Below are 17,965 nucleotides of genomic sequence, written 5' to 3' on the forward strand. Positions count from 1 at the left end.
CCTGTTGCGCAGGCTCCGGTTGCGCAGGCTCCGGTTGCGCAGGCTCCGGTTGCGCAGGCTCCGGTTGCGCAGGCTCCGGTTGCGCAGGCTCCGGTCGCGCAGGCTCCTGCTACTCCGGTCGCACAGACGCCAGCTTCACCCATTCCAGCGGCGCAGGCGCCAGGACAACCGCACCCGAATGAGGGTGCGGCGGCGTTCGGCCGACCGATTTCTGACATTTTGAGCGCTGCACAGATCGCCAGCATCGGCACAGAGCCGACTACACCCGCTCCGAGCGCGCAGAAGCTAGCGCCCGCGGTGGCGCCTGCAGCGCAAGCTGCGGGAAGCGCCGGGCTTCCCGTCGCCCCCGGTCAGCAGTCAGCACACGCAGCGCACAACGATCCGGCACAGAGCACTCAGCCAGCGCAGGGCACCGATCCGGCGCAGCACACGGGCCCCGCCCAGCAGCCGCCGGCTCCTGTCATGGGAACCGACGCGCCTGGGACAGATGAGGGTTATGACGAGTCAGAGTCGCTCGCGGGTGATTTCAATGATTTGCTCGAAGTGTGGCCCGACCTGCTCGAGGAGATCCTCGAACAAGATCGTGCTGCTTGGAACGCCGTCAAGGTCGTGCAGCCGCTGTCACTCGAGGGTGACCTGCTCGCTGTCGGCTTCGCCTCGCGGTCAGACCTCGAAACGTTCAAGGTGGCGGGTTCTGGCCCGCTTCGCGAGGCGATCCTGTCGGCCGTTGGGGTGTCGGTGAAGTACCAGCCGCGCCAGATTCCGCAGGGACAGGCACCAGCCGCGGCTCCTGGGCAGGCGCGCGAAGTGGCCGACCCCGCAGCAGAGGAGCCTCACCGAGCGGGCCCAATCGCGCCTCAGTCCCAGGGCCCGACTCAGGCTCAGGGCCAGGGCCAGGGCCAGGGCCAGGGCCAGGACCGGGGCCAGGGCCAGACCAGCGCTCTCGCGACGAATCAGCATGCGGCACGGGGCGCAGCGACAGCGGCCGCGCATGACGACCCCGTCGCGCGAGCTGCTGCCCGCCTGAGCGCACTGGGGCCAGCGATGGCTGCTCCAGCCTGGGCCGAACTGAAGCCCGAGGTTCAAGAGCCCGTGCAGACCGCGGAACAGCCGCGGCAGTCTCAGTCTCAGTCTCAGTCTCAGGCTCCCTCGCAGGATGCTCGGCAAGCTCAACCACAGCAGCCAGGGTCGATGCCTGTAGACGCCACTTCGGCTCCGGCGGCTCCGACAGCTCCGACGGCTCCGACGGCTCTGGCGGCTCCGGCGACTCCGACAGCTCCGGCGGCGCCTGCTTTTGAAGCGCCCGCGAGCGCGGAACCGACTGCAGTACCTGCGCCTGCGCCTGCGCCTGCGCCTGCGCCTGCGCCTGCACCTGCACCTGCACCTGCGGCAACATCGGTATCTGATCCAGTTTCAGTACCTGAGTCATTCGTTGAGGCGCCCGCAGAAGAGCCGATGGCAGCCGCAGTCGAGGTGCCCTCAGCGCCCGCTGCGACGCCGACGCCCCAGAGCTATGGTGACGATCCGTATGCGAACGATCCGTATGCGGGGGAGCCAAGCTTCGACGACTACGACGATCCGTACGCGTCACAGACTGCACCTGTACCTGTACCTGTACCTGTACCTGCACCTGCACCTGCACCTGCACCTGCTGCTGCTACTCCAGCCGTCGACGAAACGCCCGTGTCAGCACCTGAGTCTGCGCCCATGCCCGCTGAAACCCCGGCAGCCGAACCCGCAGCTCAAACAACAGCACCGCCAAGCGCCAAGCGCGCAGCGGCCCCGACATTCACGCGCTACGGTGAAGCCGTCGTGCGCGAGACGTTGGGCGCGCGGTTCGTCGAGGAGCTGCCGCTCGCGCAGCCGCGACCGCAAGACTAGCGGCGCGCGTACCTCACCACACCACTTAGCGAAGGGATGCCCGTGTACGACGGCATTGTGCAAGACCTGATCGACGAATTCGGCAGGCTCCCCGGTATCGGGCCGAAATCGGCCCAGCGCATTGCATTTCACATTCTGCAGACGCAGAACTTTGACGTCTCACGCCTCGCCGAGCTACTCACCGAGGTGCGCGAGCGCGTGCGCTTCTGCGAGGTGTGCGGCAACATTACCGAAAGCGAGCGCTGCTCAATCTGCAGCGACCCGCGGCGCGATCAAACGCTCATTTGCGTCGTCGAGGAGTCGAAGGATGTCGTCGCCATCGAACGCACCAGGCAATTTCGCGGGCTTTACCACGTGCTCGGCGGGGCTATTAGCCCCATCGACGGGATCGGCCCCGATGATCTTTCGATCCCCGCTCTCATGCGCCGGATCGGTGACGCCGACATCAAAGAAGTGATTATCGCGACCGACCCGAACCTCGAGGGCGAAGCGACCGCCGCCTACCTGTCGCGACTGCTGACTGCGATCGAGGTGCCGGTGTCTCGGCTGGCCTCAGGCCTGCCAGTGGGCGGGGACCTCGAGTTCGCTGACGAAGTGACACTGGGCCGCGCATTCGAGGGCCGCCGCAAGGTCGATTAGGGATCTCCACTGTCCGTTACGCTGCGAGCATCGTAAGCTCCTGCGATCCTTTCGTCGTCATCCCTCCTGTCCCATCTGAGTGCACGTAGGACTCAGAAAGCGTCGGTGCTTCGTGCCGTCCGTGAAGGTGTTCACAACGCCGCGAGCCGCGGAATTCATGCCGACGCACAACAACCGCCTACAACACCGATCTACACATCGACCCACACCCAACGACTCCACTCGCACTGTTCAAGCAGTGCCTAATCGAGTCGTCCACAGCCCCCTGTTTCGACCGAAAATTGGCGTGATTACGCCAAATCTGTGGATAACTTCACTCGAATAAACCTACGATTCGTGAGATAATAGGGTATGGAAGCCAAACCCTCACCACAGCACGAAGAACCCCTCGCGGGCCTCTTCACTGAGGCTGCGAGCGAGGGTGCTGATGCGGGCTTGAACGACGCGGCCGCGGCCGGTGTTTCAGGCATGAGCGCTGATGCGGGCTTGAACGACGCGGCCGCGGCCGGTGTTTCAGGCATGAGCGCTGTTGCGGGGGTGACTGATGAGTCGGCAGTGCCCCCTGTGGCGGATACTGCAGCGGGCGCCACGGCGGATGCCACTGGCGGGTTGGGGATGCAGGCGAAGTGTGACGAGATCGTGCAGCTTATGGCGCACGTGCAGTCCTTGTTTCCGGCCGACTGCCCCGGCGCTGACGCGCGTACGGTCGTGAACGCGCTCACCGACGAGGGGGCGAGTGATTTCGCGAAGATCGTGGCTCAGGTGATGCGCAAGTGTTCTGAGCTGGAGGTACTGAGCGCTGGGGTGGTGGGAACTCGGTCGGCTAAACGTGCCGGGCAGCCCGGGGTGGCGCAGGCGAGTGGTTTCAAAACGGGTGTTGAGATGATGCAGCACCTCACGGGGAGTTCGTGGGGTGAAGCGTCTCGCAAGGTGCGGGTGGGCCAGAGCATGCTCGCTGGCGAGACGGCGGAGCGTGAGGCGCGTGAGCAGCGTGAAGCGTTGGCGAGGCTCGCACGCGAAGCCAGCGACAGCGGTGGAGACATCGATGGCGGTGAAAGCAGTGATGACGGTGCTGGCGGTGACAGCGCTGCCGGTATGGACGCTGAAGCTGCGGCGGCTGAGGCTGCTGCGGCGGAGGCCATGCTGGTGTTGGCGGTGCCGTGGCACACGGTGCTCGACCGGGCCGTGTCGCGTGACCGGCTCACCGACCCGCAAAACGATGCGATCAGGCAGGGCCTCGGCGTGCCGCCGTGTGCTCCCGCACGAGACGCACAAACCGTAGATACTACTGCGGGTGCTGCGACTGGCGCCGCAACGCCTGGTGCCGCGGCAAACAGCAATACCCAGGTAATGCCGGCGTGTGCGTTCCACACGGCAGCCTACGCGGCCCTCCACACTCCCCAGTATCAGCAGGACCCTGCAACGCTCTCCGCCACCGGAGACGCCACTAACACCGCCCCCACCACGGCCGCGGATTCCGCGGCGATCGCTGGGACCGTTACCGCTATTGACACAGAGGCAGCGGCAGCGGCAAACGCAGCCGCAGCCGCAGATGGTGAAGCAGACGCGTGCGCGGGCCGGTGTGAAGCAGCCCTGCTGGTGCTGTGGTGGCAGGCCGGGCTCGACCTGATCGAGGCGGCCCAGCACACTCGGGTGGAAGAGCTGCGCCGCCAGGCACGAGCGATTCGTGATCTCCTCGACCCGGAGGGGGCGACGCTGCGGCGTAACGAGCGGTATGAGGCGCGTTCGTTTCGGTGGTGGACGGACCCGAATGGGCAGTTCCATGCCCGCCTCACCTGTGACGATGACGCGGGGGCGTGGATTCAGACGATCTTTGCGAGCGCGCTGCGCCCCCGCCGCGGCGGGCCCCGCTTCATCGACCCGGCAGAGCAGGCCGCGGGTGACGAACTCGCGCAAGACGAGCGCAGCCACCACCAGATCTCGCACGACCTGCTCATCGATCTGCTCCAGTCGGGCGCGGTCGCCGACCAGCAGACCGTGTTCGGTACGAGGCAGGTGGGCGTGCGGGTGGTGCAGGTCGTGAACCGTGAAGCATACCTCGCCGAACAGGCCGAAGCCCGCGCCGCCGAGGCAGCCGCGAAAGCCACCAAGGCCGCCAAGGCCGGGAAGAAGACCGCCAGGCAGGCAGCCCGCGGCACCACCCCCGAGGCGCAGCAAGCTACAGGCACGCAGACGCCGGATACGCAGTCGCCGGGCCCACAGGCACCGGGCCCACAGTCGCCGGGCTCACAGACGCCGGGCGCGCAGGGCGACGCTCACGCCGAAACCGCTGCAACGGGCGCCACGACCACAACACCAGCGGCTCCCGCGGACCCGGTCGGGGTGGTCGCCTGGTACGAGGACGGCCTCACCATCACTTCCGACGCGGTCGTCGCCAAGCAGCGCTGCAACGCCGGCGTCGTATACGTCACCGTCGACGAAGACTACAACCCCCTCGACGTGGGGCGCGAACAACGGCTCTACAACGGGGCCCAACGCATCGCCCTCGCCACCCGTGATGGCGGGTGTCGCTGGCCGGGCTGTGATCGACCCTCTTCTTACTGCGAAGCGCACCATATTGACCACTGGCATTCCGACCAGGGCCGCACCGACATCGATCGAGGGATCGCTCTGTGCGCCACCCACCATTTGCAGCTCCACAACTACGGATGGAAGATCACCCGCGACGGGCGCGGCCCCTTCGTGCTCCATCCACCACCCGGACCTGAGGGGACAACTGCGCCCATTCCTCTCGGTGAACCAGCCCCACCGACCGGGCAGGCAGACCAAGCTACGACGCGACCTTCTGGTCTCGGAACAACACCCTCGGTACGAGAAACCACCCCGACCTTCGAACTCACACCGCGCGAGCTCACGACACCACTTCCCGTCACCTACGCGATGCGAGCTGGTGCCCCGAGATCCAGGCGCTTCAAGCCCGCCGAGCAGCGGGCTTACGCGGCAGCCAACGGTTACGTGTAACCGCGAGCAGGGTTGAACCCGAATGTCGTCACACGGATACAGCGTCTGGATCCTGCGAGTCGCAAGCTCCCGCAGGATGACGTGGGAGACCAACTCCCTCAGGATGACATAGGTGGGTAGCTCCCGCAGCATGACGTAGGAGCCCAGCTCCCGCAGGAGGACCTAGGTGGGTAGCTCCCGCAGGATGACGTAGGAGCCCAGCTCCCGCAGGATGACATAGGAGCCCAGCTCCCACAGGATGACGTGAGAAAGCGTGCCAGATTGCTTATTTTAGTACCCAGGGTCGGGTGACTCCAGGCCCTCCCCAAACGGGTCAGCCTCATCGAAACTAGATGACAACAGTGAGGAGGCGTGACATGCAGCAGCGGGACTCCAAAGGGCCGCAACCCAATGATCCGGATCATGCAAACGAGCCCGGCGCGACCCGCGGGCGTTATGACCCTGCGCAAGATCCGATGCGCATGGGCAATCAGCCCGCGCTGCAGACCTCGACAGGAGCAGTCTGGCTCGTGATGGGCTCGCTGTTTGCGATCATCACGATCGGCACGCTGGTGGCGATCGCGCTCACGACCGTGGGTGGCGCCGCGACCGTCGGATGGAGCACCGCGGCGACCGTGCTCATGCTCTTCTTAGCGATGGTGATCGTGCGCATCGTGACTAAGCGGGGGCGCCGCCGCTTGATCTGGATGGCAGTGTTCTTTCTCGCGATGGCGGCGGTAGCACTCGGAGGTATCTGGCTTACCGCCGTGTACAGCGCTGCGGGCCAGATTATGTGACGCGGTTTATCTGACGCGGTTTATGTGACGCGGATAATGTGACGCGGTGTGACGGCTCGGCCCGGCAGGCGAGGCGATATGTACGAACCAGTCGAGCAGGTTCGCTAGACTAGACGCTGGCGTAGAAATTTGAGGAGGAACCCGCGTGGCTTTGATTGTGCAGAAGTTCGGGGGTTCGTCAGTTGCTGACGCCGAGAGCATTAAGCGCGTGGCGAAGCGCATCGTAGAAACCCGCCGTGCGGGCAACGATGTCGTCGTCGCAGTGAGTGCCATGGGCGACACCACCGACGAGCTGATGGATCTGGCGGCCGAGTGCACACCCATTCCCGCCCCGCGTGAGCTTGACATGCTGCTCACCGCAGGCGAGCGTATTTCGATGGCGCTGCTCGCGATGACCATCAAGGGTATGGGCATTGAGGCGCTGTCGTTCACGGGCAGCCAGGCTGGCATGATTACGACGGCCGAGCACGGTGCGGCCAAGATCGTCGACGTCACGCCCGACCGTGTGCGAGAGGCGCTCGATCAGGGCGCTGTCGCGATCGTTGCGGGCTTTCAGGGCTTCAACCGAGATTCGCGCGACATCACGACGCTCGGACGCGGCGGCTCAGACACGACCGCGGTTGCCCTCGCTGCAGCACTCGGCGCCGACGTGTGCGAGATCTACACCGACGTCGACGGCATCTATACGACCGACCCCCGCGTCGTACCTAAAGCCCGCAAGATCGATGTGATCTCGGCCGAAGAGATGCTCGAGCTCGCGGCCTCGGGCGCCAAGATTTTGCACCTGCGCGCTGTTGAATACGCGCGTCGCCACGGCGTCGTGCTGCACGTACGCTCGTCGTTTTCAGGCGAAGAGGGAACAATCGTTTACGACCCCGCAAAGGGGCACCCGAAGGGAGATCAGGTGGAAGATCCGATCATCACTGGTATCGCCGCTGAGAAGAGCGAAGCGAAAATTACCGTCGGCGGGGTGCCAGATATTCCAGGCAAGGCCGCGCAGATCTTCGACATCGTCGCTAAGACGAAGGCGAACATCGACATGATCGTGCAGAACGTGTCAGCCGCCGACACGAACCTCACCGACATTTCGTTCACGCTGCCCGTCGGCGACGGCAAGCGCGTGATCGATGCGCTCGAAGCAGAGCGTGAGGCGCTCGAGTTCGAGGCGCTGCAGTACGACGACCAGATCGCCAAGGTCGCGGTTGTGGGCGCTGGCATGCGCACCAACTCGGGTGTTTCGGCCAAGTTGTTTCGCACCCTGTACGAAGCGGGCATCAACATCGAGATGATCTCGACCTCAGAGATTCGCATCTCGGTCGTGACGCGCGCCGACGTGATGGACAAGGCAGTGCAGGTGCTGCACACCGCGTTTGGGCTCGACTCCGACCACGACGCCACCGTGTACGCGGGCACCGGCCGCTAGCACCAACTAAACACACAACACGTTCAGTGTGAGCGCGCGGTGCGCTAGACGTGCCGCGCGCTTGCGCGTATGTACAAGTCAACGGAACAGGAGCCCCACATGGCTGCACAGCAGGGTCTTTCAATCGGTATCGCCGGTGCCACCGGCCAGGTCGGCGCGGTGATGCGCCAGCTGCTTCTCGAGCGCGAATTTCCCGTCGCCTCGATTCGGTTCTTCGCGAGCGCTCGCTCCGCCGGTACGACGCTCGCGTTCGGTGACCGGCAGGTCACGGTCGAAGACATCGCGACGGCCGACAAGTCAGGCCTCGACATCGTGCTGTTCTCGGCGGGTGGCGCGGCGTCGCGTGAGTACGCTGAGGCATTCGCCGCTGCGGGAGCTACGGTGATCGACAACTCGAGCGCGTGGCGACTCGACCCCGAGGTGCCGCTCGTCGTCAGCGAGGTGAACCCGCACGCGATCGATGAGGCCGTTAAGGGCATCATCGCGAACCCCAACTGCACGACCATGGCCGCGATGCCGGTCATGAAGGCGCTCGACGCCGAGGCAGGCCTCGAACGACTCATCGTGACGACGTTCCAGGCGGTTTCGGGATCGGGCCTCGCTGGCGCTCGTGAGCTCGCGGGCCAGGCTGTCGCGGCGGTCGAAGCGGGCGGCATCGAGGGGCTCGTGCACGACGGTCGCGCCGTCAACTTTCCGGCCCCCCAGGTCTACACGAAGACCATCGCATTCGACGTGCTGCCGCTCGCCGGCTCAATCGTTGAGGACGGCGAGGGCGAAACCGACGAAGAGAAGAAGCTGCGCAACGAAAGCCGCAAGATTCTCGAGCTCCCAGAGCTGCTCGTCTCGGGCACCTGCGTGCGCGTGCCCGTCTTCACCGGCCACTCCCTGTCGATCAACGCCGAGTTCGCGAACCCGATCTCGGCCGACCGCGCACGTGAGGTGCTCGCCAGCGCCCCCGGCGTCGAACTGAGCGATGTGCCGACGCCGCTTGAGGCTGCAGGCCAGGATCCCTCGTTCGTGGGCCGGATCCGCGAAGACCAGTCGGCCCCCGCGGGCCGTGGCCTCACGTTCTTCATTTCAAACGACAACCTGCGCAAGGGCGCAGCGCTCAACACGGTGCAGCTCGCTGAGCTGGTCGCCGCGAAGAAGCTCGCTGCGTAAAGACCTAGACGTCAAAAATCTCGGGCCGGATCATGTTGATCCGGCCCGAGATTTTGTTTGCGCAGTTGGTACTACTGGGCAGCCTCGAGCGTGATGAGGCTTGCCTCTGGCCTGCACGCGAAGCGTACGGGCGCGTAGATCGAGTTGCCAAGGCCCGCGCTCACATTGAGGAAGGCCGCTCGGTGAGCGTCGTACCAGACGCTCATGCCGCGCGCCTGGTCGTTAGGTAGATCACAATTCGCGGTGAGCGCGCCGACACCCGGTAGCCGCACCTGGCCACCGTGTGTGTGGCCGGCGAGAATCAGGTCGGCGCCGTCATCCAAGAACGCGCCGAGCGGCTCCTGGTAGGGGGCATGTACTACTCCGAGGCGCAGCGATTGCTGCGCGGAGCGCTGGGCACTAAGCCCCGCGAGACCTTCGCGCATGTGGGCCACATTGTCGTAGCGAATATGCGGGTCGTTCAATCCCATCAGGTCGACCCTGGTGCCGCGCAGTTCAAGCGTGGTCGCCGTGTTGTTCAAGTTGATCGCACCGAGACCTTCGAGTCCCCGTGTGAGGGCAGCATTGTCGATGTCGGGTTTACGCGTCGAGAGCCGGCTGGGCTCAATGAGGTACTTGACGGGGTTCTTGAAGATCGGCCCGTAGTAGTCGTTGGAGCCGTGCACAAACACGGTGGGCGCGGCCTCAATCACGGGCTTCAGCGCATAGAGTAGTGCGCCACGGGCCTGCAGGTGGCCCATCAGATCACCGGTGAGTACGACGAGGTCGGGGGCGAGCTGTGCGAGGGAGCGCACCCAGTCAATCTTGCGGGCCTGCCAGGGGGCTAGATGCAGGTCAGACAGCTGCAGCACGCGCAGCGGGGCCTGGCCCGGCGCCAGAAGCGGCAGAGCATGGCGCCGTACGGTGAACAGCTGCCGCTCAATGACGGTCGACCAGACGGCGACGCCCGCCGCGGCAGCTGTGAGAGCTACCGCGGCGGGCTTTAGGCGTGATGCCACGGGTTAGTCGTCCTTCTTCTTGCCAGAGCAGTCGAGGGTGAGCGTCACGGTGGCGCTCATGCGCGCCTCGGTGCCGCTGCCAGGTTCGACCGAAGCGACCTTGTCCTTGCCCGGGTTTGCCTTGCCGTCTGCGCTGCACACGAAGTTTACGCTGTCGAAGCCTGCGCTACGCAACTTCGACTTCGCGCCGTCGCCGGTGTCACCGACGAGCCCGTCGGGGATCACCGCTCCCTCGCCGTTACTACGGTTGATGGTGATGCTGGAGCCCAGCCCCACCTTCTCGCCCGCGGCCGGATCGCTACCTGCAATCATGCCCTTGGGCACCGACGAATCGACCTCGCCACCCTCGGTGACGTCGAAGCCTGCGCTCGTGAGCAAGCTCACCGCGTCCTCGAATGACTTGCCCTTCACATCGGGCACGGGCACGAGTGTCTGCTTGACGGACGCCTCAGAAGGTTGCGGGAACGCCTCGCCACCGTACTTGGCGTCGGCCGCGTACATGACACCTCGCCAGAGGCGCTGGTCGTCGGTCATCAGGTCGCCGAAGTACTGGGTCGACACGCGACGGTATACGCCGTCGTCTTGCAGAATGGGGTCTGCGTTACCTACCCAGGTGGCAGTCGAGACGCGCGTCGAAGCGCCCACGGTCCAGTTATCGATGACATCATCACTCGTGCCGGTCTTGGCGAGGTGCGGCACACCGAACTCCGATTGTGCGTGCCTTGCAAGGCCGTTCGTGACGGCATACTGCAGGGCGTACGCGACACCCGCCGCTACTTCGGGGGAGACCCCCTCAGAACACTTGCTCTTCGTGAAGTTGACCGGTTTACCGTCGGAGTCGACGATGCTGTCGATGGGCACGGGGGTGCACACCGTGCCGTCGCCCGCGAACGCGCCGTAGGCCGAAGCCATGGTGATGGGCGCGATCTCATCAATACCGCCGTATACGTTTGACGGCACCATGGTGAGCTCGGTTGTGTCGTAGTTGGGCAGGTTCGGGTCGGTCTGCTTCGATGCGCGGTGAATGCCGAGCTTCTTAGCAGTGTCGAAGGTCTCGCAGAGATCCATCTTCTGCTGCATCGATACGAGGCCACCGTTGACCGAGTTTGCGATCGCAGTCAGGACAGGCTGGTTGCCGCGCGTACCCTCGTTATCGTTCGTGAATGGGAAGCTACCCCAGCCGTAGACACCGTCTGGCATACACGACGCGCGAATCGAGTTCTCTTGCACTGTGCGCGAGTTTACGTTCACGATGTCGCGCACCGAGTGGCCGGTACGAATCCATTCGGCAAGGGTGATGGCTTTGAACGTCGAAGCGACCTGGAAGCCGTTCGAGCCGCCGTACTCGAAATCGGTGTTGTAGTTAATGCCGGTGTACTCGGGGTTGGAATCGAGAAAGGCTTGCGCGTTACTGTACGGCCGGTTTTGCAGCATGGCGAGCACGCGGCCAGTACCAACTTCGACGCTCGATGTCGCGGCACCGACCTTGATTCCATCCATGAGCGCGGGCACGTTGTTGTGCATCGCCTCGAGGCCTGAGGCCTGCATATCGAGGTCAATCGTCGTCATGATCTTGTAGCCGCCACGGCTGAAGTTGAATTCGCGGTCCTCAGGGCTGTCACCGAAGTTGGGGTCCTGTTTGATGTACCGCTGCACGTAATCGCAGAAGTGGCCGACACCGTAGTTCTTCTCAGCGAGGAAGCAGCCTGCCTCACGCGGGGTGATCGTCGGTGTGACGGGAGTTGCAATCGCCTCTTCGTGCTGGGCCTCAGTGATCTTGCCGTGCCTGAGCATGCTGTCGAGAATCTTGTTGCGGCGCTCGGTGTTCGCCGGAATGTTCTCTTCGACGTCGATCTGGTATCTCGACGGGTTGTTGACGATCGCCACCAAGCTTGCTGACTCTGCGAGCGTCAGATCTTTGGCGTCTTTGTTGTAAAAGTAGTGCGCGGCCGACTGGATGCCATAGATCTGGCGACCGAAGAGCGCGATGTTGAGGTAGCCGAGCAGAATGTCGTCTTTCGCATACTGCTTTTCGATGCTGATTGCGTACCGCATCTCTTTCAGCTTGCGATCGGTCGTCTGCTCCATGGCCTTGTCATAGGCCTCGTCCTGCTTTTCCTTGTCGGGAATCGCGATCGCCTCTTGAATGAGCACGTTACGCACGTACTGCATCGTGATCGTCGAGGCACCCGACTTGTTGCCGCCCGCCGCGTTCTGCAGCACCGCGCGTGCGGTCGCGAGAACGTCGACACCACCGTGGGTGTAGTAGCGCGGGTCCTCCTCTGCCACAGCGGCGTCCTTGACGAACTGGGGAATTTCGTCCCAGGTGACCGTCTCACGGTCTTGGTCGTAGAAGTCGGCGAGCTTTACCTCGGTGCCGTCTGAGGCCAACGCGTACAACGTGGAGGGCTCGGCGAGACGGCCGGGGTTGAGGTGGTTCGGCAGCTTCTCGAAAATATCGATGGCAGTGTTGGCCGTAACGCCGCTAATCGCGACGACGGGGGTGACCGCTGCGGTGACAAGAACACCAGCAATGAGGCTCATTGCTACTGCTCCGAAAATGCCTCCGAGGGCGCCACCAGCGGTGCGCGGCTTCACTGAACGCACACGTGAAGACGGGTTTGTCTGACGGGTCATAGAATCTAGACTAGGCGACGTAGCTGGCAAAACAGTTCTTTGGCCCTGCAAAACGGGTCAAAACTCGTCGCTAATTCATGCCGGTACCGAAGCTAAACAGGGAGATCTGCACGTGAGCGATACCAACGAAACACCCAAGTGGGAGTACTTTGTGACCCCGCTGTTGCTGCACAATGAGGCCCAAATCCTCAACAACTGGGGCGCCCAGGGGTGGGAGCTCGTGCAGATCATTGAAGGACCTGCCGGTGGCAATGTTGCATATCTGAAGAGGAAGGCCTGAAATGTCTGCTGTGATTGATGAGCGGATCGCTGAACTGGGGTACGTGGTACCCGAGGTGGCGGCCCCCGTAGCTGCCTATGTTCCCGCTGTGCGCGAGGGAGACTACGTGTACACGAGCGGTCAGCTGCCGTTTGTAGACGGCAAGCTGCCTGTGACCGGCAAGGTGGGCGAGGGCGAAGGTCTCGTGTCCCTCGAAGACGCTGAAGAGATGGCGCGGCTGTGCGCACTTAACGGTCTCGCGGCCGCCCGCGGACTGCTGGGTTCGCTCGAGAAGATCTCGCAGGTGGTCAAGGTGACGGCGTTCGTGGCGTCAGACCCCTCGTTCACGGCGCAGCCCGCCGTCGCTAACGGCGCATCGGTCTTTCTCGGCCGTGTGTTCGGTGACCTGGGTATTCACGTGCGCTCGGCGGTAGGAGTGTCGGTGCTGCCGCTCGACGCGCCCGTCGAGATCGAGTTCACGTTTCGGGTCACCGACTAACGCGTGATTCGACGAAAACGGCCGGCGGTGGAACATTCCATCGCCGGCCGTTTTTGCGCAAGTGGCTACTTACCCGCCGCGATCGTGTCTTGAATCGCGGTCATCACGACCGTGTCTGCGAGGGTTGAGACATCGCCCACCTCGCGGCCCTCGGCGAGGTCCTTGAGAATGCGGCGCACGATCTTGCCCGATCGGGTCTTGGGCAGCTCGGTCACCACGTACACGTTGCGGGGGCGCGCGATCGCGCCGATGTGCGCGGCGACGTGCTTCTTCAGCTCGACCTCGGCGTTCTCATCATTCAGCGCGGTCTGCTGCGCCTTCAGCACGCAGTACGCGACGACGGCCTGGCCTGTTGTCTCGTCGCTCGCGCCGATCACGGCGGCCTCGGCGACCGACTCGTGCTCGACGAGCGCTGACTCGATCTCGGCGGTCGAAAGCCTGTGCCCCGACACGTTCATCACGTCATCGACGCGGCCGAGCAGCCACACATCGCCGTCTTCGTCGAGGCGCGCGCCGTCGCCCGCAAAGTAGCGGTCGCCAAACTTTTCCCAATAGGTGTCGATGAACCGCTGGTCGTCACCCCAAATGGTGCGCACCATCGCGGGCCACGGCCGCTGAATCACGAGCAGCCCGCCCTGGCCGTTCTCGACCGCGTTCCCGTCGTCATCGACGACGGTCGCGGCAATACCGGGCAGCGGCACCTGCGCACTGCCGGGCTTCAGGCTCGTGAGCCCGGGCAGGGGCGCGATCATAATCGCGCCGGTCTCGGTCTGCCACCACGTGTCAACGATGGGAGCTGATCCGGCGCCGATGACCTCGCGGTACCAGCGCCAAGCCTCGGGGTTGATCGGCTCGCCCACAGAGCCCAGCACGCGCACGCTCGAAAGATCGTGCTGATCTGGCAGCTCGCGCCCCAGTTTCATGAACGACCGGATCGCGGTGGGGGCGGTGTAGAAGATCGAGACACCGTACTTCTGAATGATCTCCCACCAGCGGCCCCAGTTGGGGGTGTCGGGGGTGCCCTCGTAGATCACCTGCGTGGCGGCGTTTGCGAGCGGGCCGTAGACGACATAGCTGTGGCCGGTGACCCAGCCGATATCGGCGGTGCACCAGTAGACATCGGTCTCGGGCTTCAGATCGAACACGTTGCGGTGCGTCGTGGCGACCTGCGTGAGGTAGCCACCCGAGGTGTGCAGAATGCCCTTGGGCTTGCCGGTCGTGCCTGAGGTGTAGAGAATGAACAGCGGGTTTTCGGCGGGGAAGCCCTGGGCGTCGTGCTCGCCGTCAAACGCCGTGATCTCTTCATGCCACCACAGGTCGCGGCCCTCGTGCATCGTGATGTCGTTCTTGGTGCGCTCGACGACGAGCACCTTTTCGACAGAGCTGCCGCCGTCGTGCAGCGCGAGGGCATCGTCGACGGTCGGCTTCAGCGCTGAGACGCGGCTCTTGCGGTAACCGCCGTCGGCCGTGATCACGAGCTTCGCCTCGGCGTCGTCAATGCGGGCGCGCAGGCTCTCGGCACTGAACCCGCCAAACACGACGGAGTGCGCAGCCCCCAGGCGGGCGACCGCGAGCATCGCGACCACGGTCTCGGGAATCATTGGCATGTAGATGGCGACGCGGTCGCCCGCGGTGACGCCAAGGCTGGTGAGCATGTTGGCGGCGCGCTTCACCTCGTGGGTGAGCTCTGCATAGGTGATGGAGCGGGAGTCGCCCGGTTCGCCCTCGAAGTGAATGGCGACACGGTCGCCGAGGCCCGCCGCGACGTGCCGGTCGAGGCAGTTCGCTGAGACGTTCAGCTCGCCGTCGGCGAACCACTTCGCGAAGGGCGGGTTCGTCCAGTCAAGAATTTCGGTGAACGGATTCGTCCACTGCAGGTTCTGTGCCTCATCGGCCCAGTAGTTCTCGGGGTCTTGCGCCGCGCGCAGGTACACCGACGAATCGTTGACCGTGGCCTGCTGCGTGAACGCTGCCGACGGGGGGTACGTCTCTGCGTGGTCACCGTGCTGCACGGGGTGGCTCTCGATGGTTGCGGTCTGTTCAGTCATGGACGCCCTTATCCGATCATGTGGTGGTGCACACCGCGGGCTCTTGCAGGCTCCAGCGATGCTAGTGAATACCAATCCAGCGTATACCTTCGACAGCACTCCGCTCACAGGGGGCGTCAGGGAGCGAAACACAATGAGTTATACACAGATTATGTTTTGCGCCCCCGCGGGGGCTTGATCACTGCTTGGCTGGTGCTATGTCGGTGCTCGCAGCGGCGGCCAGCGGGTCGCGGGTGGCCCCGGTGCCCACGCGCAGCGTGGCCCTGGGGCTTGCGGCGCGTCGCGCGTTCGGCGGGCTGTTACCGCTGCTCGATGAACCCGAGCTGCGCGACATTATGGTGCAGGTGCGTGCCGGGCGCGGCGAGCTGTGGCTTGATCGCGGTGCGCGGCTCGAGCGCGTGTCTGACTGGGAGGCGACCCCCGCGGCGGTGCGCGGCCTCGCGACCGCACTCATCGCGGCCGGCGGCCGGCACCTCGACGAACTACAGCCCTGCGCAGATGTGCGGCTCGGCGACGGGATCCGCGTGCACGCGGTGCTGCCGCCCGTGAGCGTGGCGGGTGCTGCTGTGTCGATCCGGATCCCGAGCCTTACGGCCCCAGATTTTGCGGCGCTCGTGCGTGGCGGCCTCTGTGATGCCGAGACCGCGTGGCAGCTGGCGCGTCTCGTCGAGACGCGCCGCAACTTTTTGATCACGGGCGGCACCGCGAGCGGCAAGACGACGCTGCTCACCGCGTTGCTTGATCGCTGCGGGGCCGGAGAACGCATCGTGACGATAGAAGATGTGGCCGAGCTGCGGTTGCGTCACCCACACGTGGTCGCGCTGGAGGCCAGGCCCGCGAGCGCCGAGGGAGTCGGCGAAGTCGGGGTGGAGCGGCTGCTGCGCGAGGCACTGCGCATGCGGCCCGATCGGATCGTGCTGGGGGAGTGCCGCGGCGCCGAGATTGTGACGCTGCTGACCGCGCTCAATACGGGGCACGATGGCGGCGCGGGCACGCTGCACGCCTCGAATCTCGCCGATGTGCCCGCCAGGCTCGAAGCGCTCGGGTCGCTCGCGGGGCTTGCACCCGAGGCACTTGCGCGCCAGGCGGTGTCGGCGCTACACGCCGTGGTGCACGTCGAGCGGGGCGTGCGGGGGCACCGGGTCGTCGCGATTGGCGAGCTACGGCTCGGGGCGGCGGGTGCGCTCGAAGTGGGTGTCTCGAATGGGCCGCGCAGCGCACACGGGGCGAGGGCGCCCCATGAGTGAACCCAGAGCAGGCGAAGACGTTGCACGCAGCGCCCGGCAGATGGGCACGCTCTTGGCGGGTGGCGTTGCCCCCGAGCGCATGTTCGAGCTGCTTGAGCAAGACGCTGGCAGCAGCCCAGAAACGAAGCGGATCGCGCGCCGAGTGATCGCGGGGCAAGCGCCAGCCGGGGCGCTCGCGCAGGGCCACGGGCCCGAGTGGCGCGTGCTCGCTGCGGCCTGGCAGCTCGCAGTGACGGGCGGCGCCCCGCTCGGTCCTGCCCTCTCTCGCATTAGTGACGCGCTGGCAACGCTCGAGCGTTTGCGTGAACGACGCAGCGTGATCCTGGCCGGCCCCAAAGCCACCGTGCTCACCGTGGCTGCGCTGCCGCCGCTCGCGCTTCTGCTGGGACTGCTGTTGGGGTTTGATCCGGCGCCGATTCTGGGGAGCGCAGTGGGGGCCGTCTTGTTGAGTGCAGGGGCCGTGCTGCTTGCGTGCGGAGTGGGGTGGGCGCGTATGTTGCAGCGGCAGGTTGAACAGGGCGACCACGTTGCCGGGCTTGAGTGCGAGCTCGCCTGGATCGTGGTGCGTGCCGGCAGCGACCCGGGCGATGCACCCAAGCTGCTCGCCGACGTGGTCGACCGGTTCGGCGTCGAGTGGGTGCCGTTCGATCGGTTTCTGGCGAGCGGGCCGCTCAGGCGCACCATCGGGGCGGCGCGAGAGGCAGGCGTGCCGCTTGCAGCGCTGCTCCTCGAAGAAGCCGAGACCGAACGCGCGGCCGCCCACACAAGGCTTGAGCGCGAGGCCGAGCAGCTCGGCATACGGGTGCTGATTCCGCTCGCGGTGTGCGTGCTGCCCTCGTTCATTCTGGTGGGGGTTGTGCCCGTCGTGCTGTCGATGCTGCGCGGGTGAAAACGTCGGGTCGAGCCGTTCGTTGGCCGTCGTTGGCCGTTTGTTGGCCGTTCGTTGATAGGTCGTCCACAGGCCACTGAATCGGACCAAAAGGTCCAGCTATCCACAGATACGTTTTTGCTGCCCCGTGACCGACTAATACGGGGCACCATGGTGACACCGGCAGCCGCCGGGCCGTGCACTGGATTGAATAGGGAGACTTCCCATGGAGACCAGACTGCAGCTCGTGCCGACACCGCACGACGACGGCATCGAGACCCCCGTGACAGCACAGGGTGACACGCTCCACTTCGTAACACCTAGGCGCCGCCGAGCGCGGTCGTGGTGGGGGCGGGGGCGTGCCAGCCTGCATTCACGTGTGGCGCGTGCCAGCCTCGACGACGATGGCGCGGTGACAGCCGAGTACGCGATTGTCATCATGGCGGCCGTGGCCTTTGCCGGGTTACTCGTAGCGATCTTACGGTCGGCCGAGATTCGCGCGATGCTTGTGCAGCTCGTTGAAGATGCTTTAGGGGCGGCCGGGTAG

The 17,965-nt window shown here is 65.0% G+C and carries 13 protein-coding genes and 1 pseudogene; 11 read left to right on the forward strand and 3 right to left on the reverse strand.

The features are described 5' to 3' along the window. The 6 genes and pseudogenes from ACXR2T_RS08200 to ACXR2T_RS08225 form a co-directional block, all read left to right on the forward strand. Positions 1 to 1,881, forward strand: a pseudogene (locus ACXR2T_RS08200) (hypothetical protein); the annotation flags it as partial. Positions 1,882 to 1,923: 42 nt separating this feature from the next. Beyond that, positions 1,924 to 2,520: a recombination mediator RecR gene (gene recR / locus ACXR2T_RS08205; RefSeq protein WP_458812953.1), complete on the forward strand. Its 597-nt coding sequence runs from the start codon at positions 1,924 to 1,926 to the stop codon at positions 2,518 to 2,520. A 351-nt stretch (positions 2,521 to 2,871) separates the two neighbouring features. After that, the gene (locus ACXR2T_RS08210; protein ID WP_458838354.1) at positions 2,872 to 5,502 is read left to right on the forward strand and encodes an HNH endonuclease signature motif containing protein; all 2,631 of its coding nucleotides are present in this window, start codon (positions 2,872 to 2,874) and stop codon (positions 5,500 to 5,502) included. Between the two features lie 356 nt (positions 5,503 to 5,858). Continuing rightward, positions 5,859 to 6,278 carry an MFS transporter gene (locus tag ACXR2T_RS08215; RefSeq protein WP_458838355.1) on the forward strand — a complete coding sequence of 140 codons (420 nt, stop codon included), beginning with the start codon at positions 5,859 to 5,861 and terminating at the stop codon, positions 6,276 to 6,278. Positions 6,279 to 6,423: 145 nt separating this feature from the next. Continuing rightward, the gene (locus tag ACXR2T_RS08220; RefSeq protein ID WP_458812180.1) at positions 6,424 to 7,701 is read left to right on the forward strand and encodes an aspartate kinase; all 1,278 of its coding nucleotides are present in this window, start codon (positions 6,424 to 6,426) and stop codon (positions 7,699 to 7,701) included. A gap of 99 nt (positions 7,702 to 7,800) precedes the next feature. Next, positions 7,801 to 8,862 carry an aspartate-semialdehyde dehydrogenase gene (locus tag ACXR2T_RS08225; RefSeq protein ID WP_458838356.1) on the forward strand — a complete coding sequence of 354 codons (1,062 nt, stop codon included), beginning with the start codon at positions 7,801 to 7,803 and terminating at the stop codon, positions 8,860 to 8,862. A gap of 71 nt (positions 8,863 to 8,933) precedes the next feature. Here ACXR2T_RS08225 and ACXR2T_RS08230 read toward each other — a convergent pair whose 3' ends face one another. Both ACXR2T_RS08230 and ACXR2T_RS08235 read right to left on the reverse strand, forming a co-directional pair. Continuing rightward, on the reverse strand, positions 8,934 to 9,860 hold the full coding sequence (locus ACXR2T_RS08230) for a metallophosphoesterase (protein WP_458812174.1): 927 nt from the start codon (positions 9,858 to 9,860) through the stop codon (positions 8,934 to 8,936). A 3-nt stretch (positions 9,861 to 9,863) separates the two neighbouring features. Further along, a complete protein-coding gene (locus ACXR2T_RS08235) occupies positions 9,864 to 12,497 on the reverse strand; it encodes a transglycosylase domain-containing protein (RefSeq protein WP_458838357.1) in 2,634 nt (877 codons plus the stop codon). A gap of 112 nt (positions 12,498 to 12,609) precedes the next feature. On the opposite strand from ACXR2T_RS08235, the gene sp36 reads away from it, so the two are divergent. Together sp36 and ACXR2T_RS08245 are read left to right on the forward strand one after the other, a co-directional pair. Then, complete coding sequence (gene sp36 / locus ACXR2T_RS08240) at positions 12,610 to 12,777, forward strand: Sp36 family protein (RefSeq protein ID WP_458812168.1); 168 nt, start codon at positions 12,610 to 12,612, stop codon at positions 12,775 to 12,777. A gap of 1 nt (position 12,778) precedes the next feature. Continuing rightward, on the forward strand, positions 12,779 to 13,255 hold the full coding sequence (locus ACXR2T_RS08245; protein ID WP_458812165.1) for a RidA family protein: 477 nt from the start codon (positions 12,779 to 12,781) through the stop codon (positions 13,253 to 13,255). A 65-nt stretch (positions 13,256 to 13,320) separates the two neighbouring features. Here the strand turns inward: ACXR2T_RS08245 and acs are convergent, their stop codons facing one another. Further along, the gene (acs, locus tag ACXR2T_RS08250; RefSeq protein ID WP_458838358.1) at positions 13,321 to 15,303 is read right to left on the reverse strand and encodes an acetate--CoA ligase; all 1,983 of its coding nucleotides are present in this window, start codon (positions 15,301 to 15,303) and stop codon (positions 13,321 to 13,323) included. 197 nt (positions 15,304 to 15,500) lie between these two features. Between acs and ACXR2T_RS08255 the strand changes: the two genes are divergently transcribed. The 3 genes from ACXR2T_RS08255 (at position 15,501) to ACXR2T_RS08265 (ending at position 17,965) form a co-directional block, all read left to right on the forward strand. Further along, positions 15,501 to 16,550: a TadA family conjugal transfer-associated ATPase gene (locus ACXR2T_RS08255; RefSeq protein WP_458838359.1), complete on the forward strand. Its 1,050-nt coding sequence runs from the start codon at positions 15,501 to 15,503 to the stop codon at positions 16,548 to 16,550. Further along, positions 16,543 to 17,439 (forward strand): type II secretion system F family protein, encoded by an 897-nt coding sequence (locus ACXR2T_RS08260; protein ID WP_458812156.1) that lies wholly within the window; start codon positions 16,543 to 16,545, stop codon positions 17,437 to 17,439. Before ACXR2T_RS08255 ends, ACXR2T_RS08260 begins: the two co-directional genes overlap by 8 nt. Positions 17,440 to 17,644: 205 nt before the next feature. Further along, positions 17,645 to 17,965 carry a DUF4244 domain-containing protein gene (locus ACXR2T_RS08265; RefSeq protein WP_458812153.1) on the forward strand — a complete coding sequence of 107 codons (321 nt, stop codon included), beginning with the start codon at positions 17,645 to 17,647 and terminating at the stop codon, positions 17,963 to 17,965.

It is taken from the genome of Leucobacter faecis, assembly GCF_054456635.2.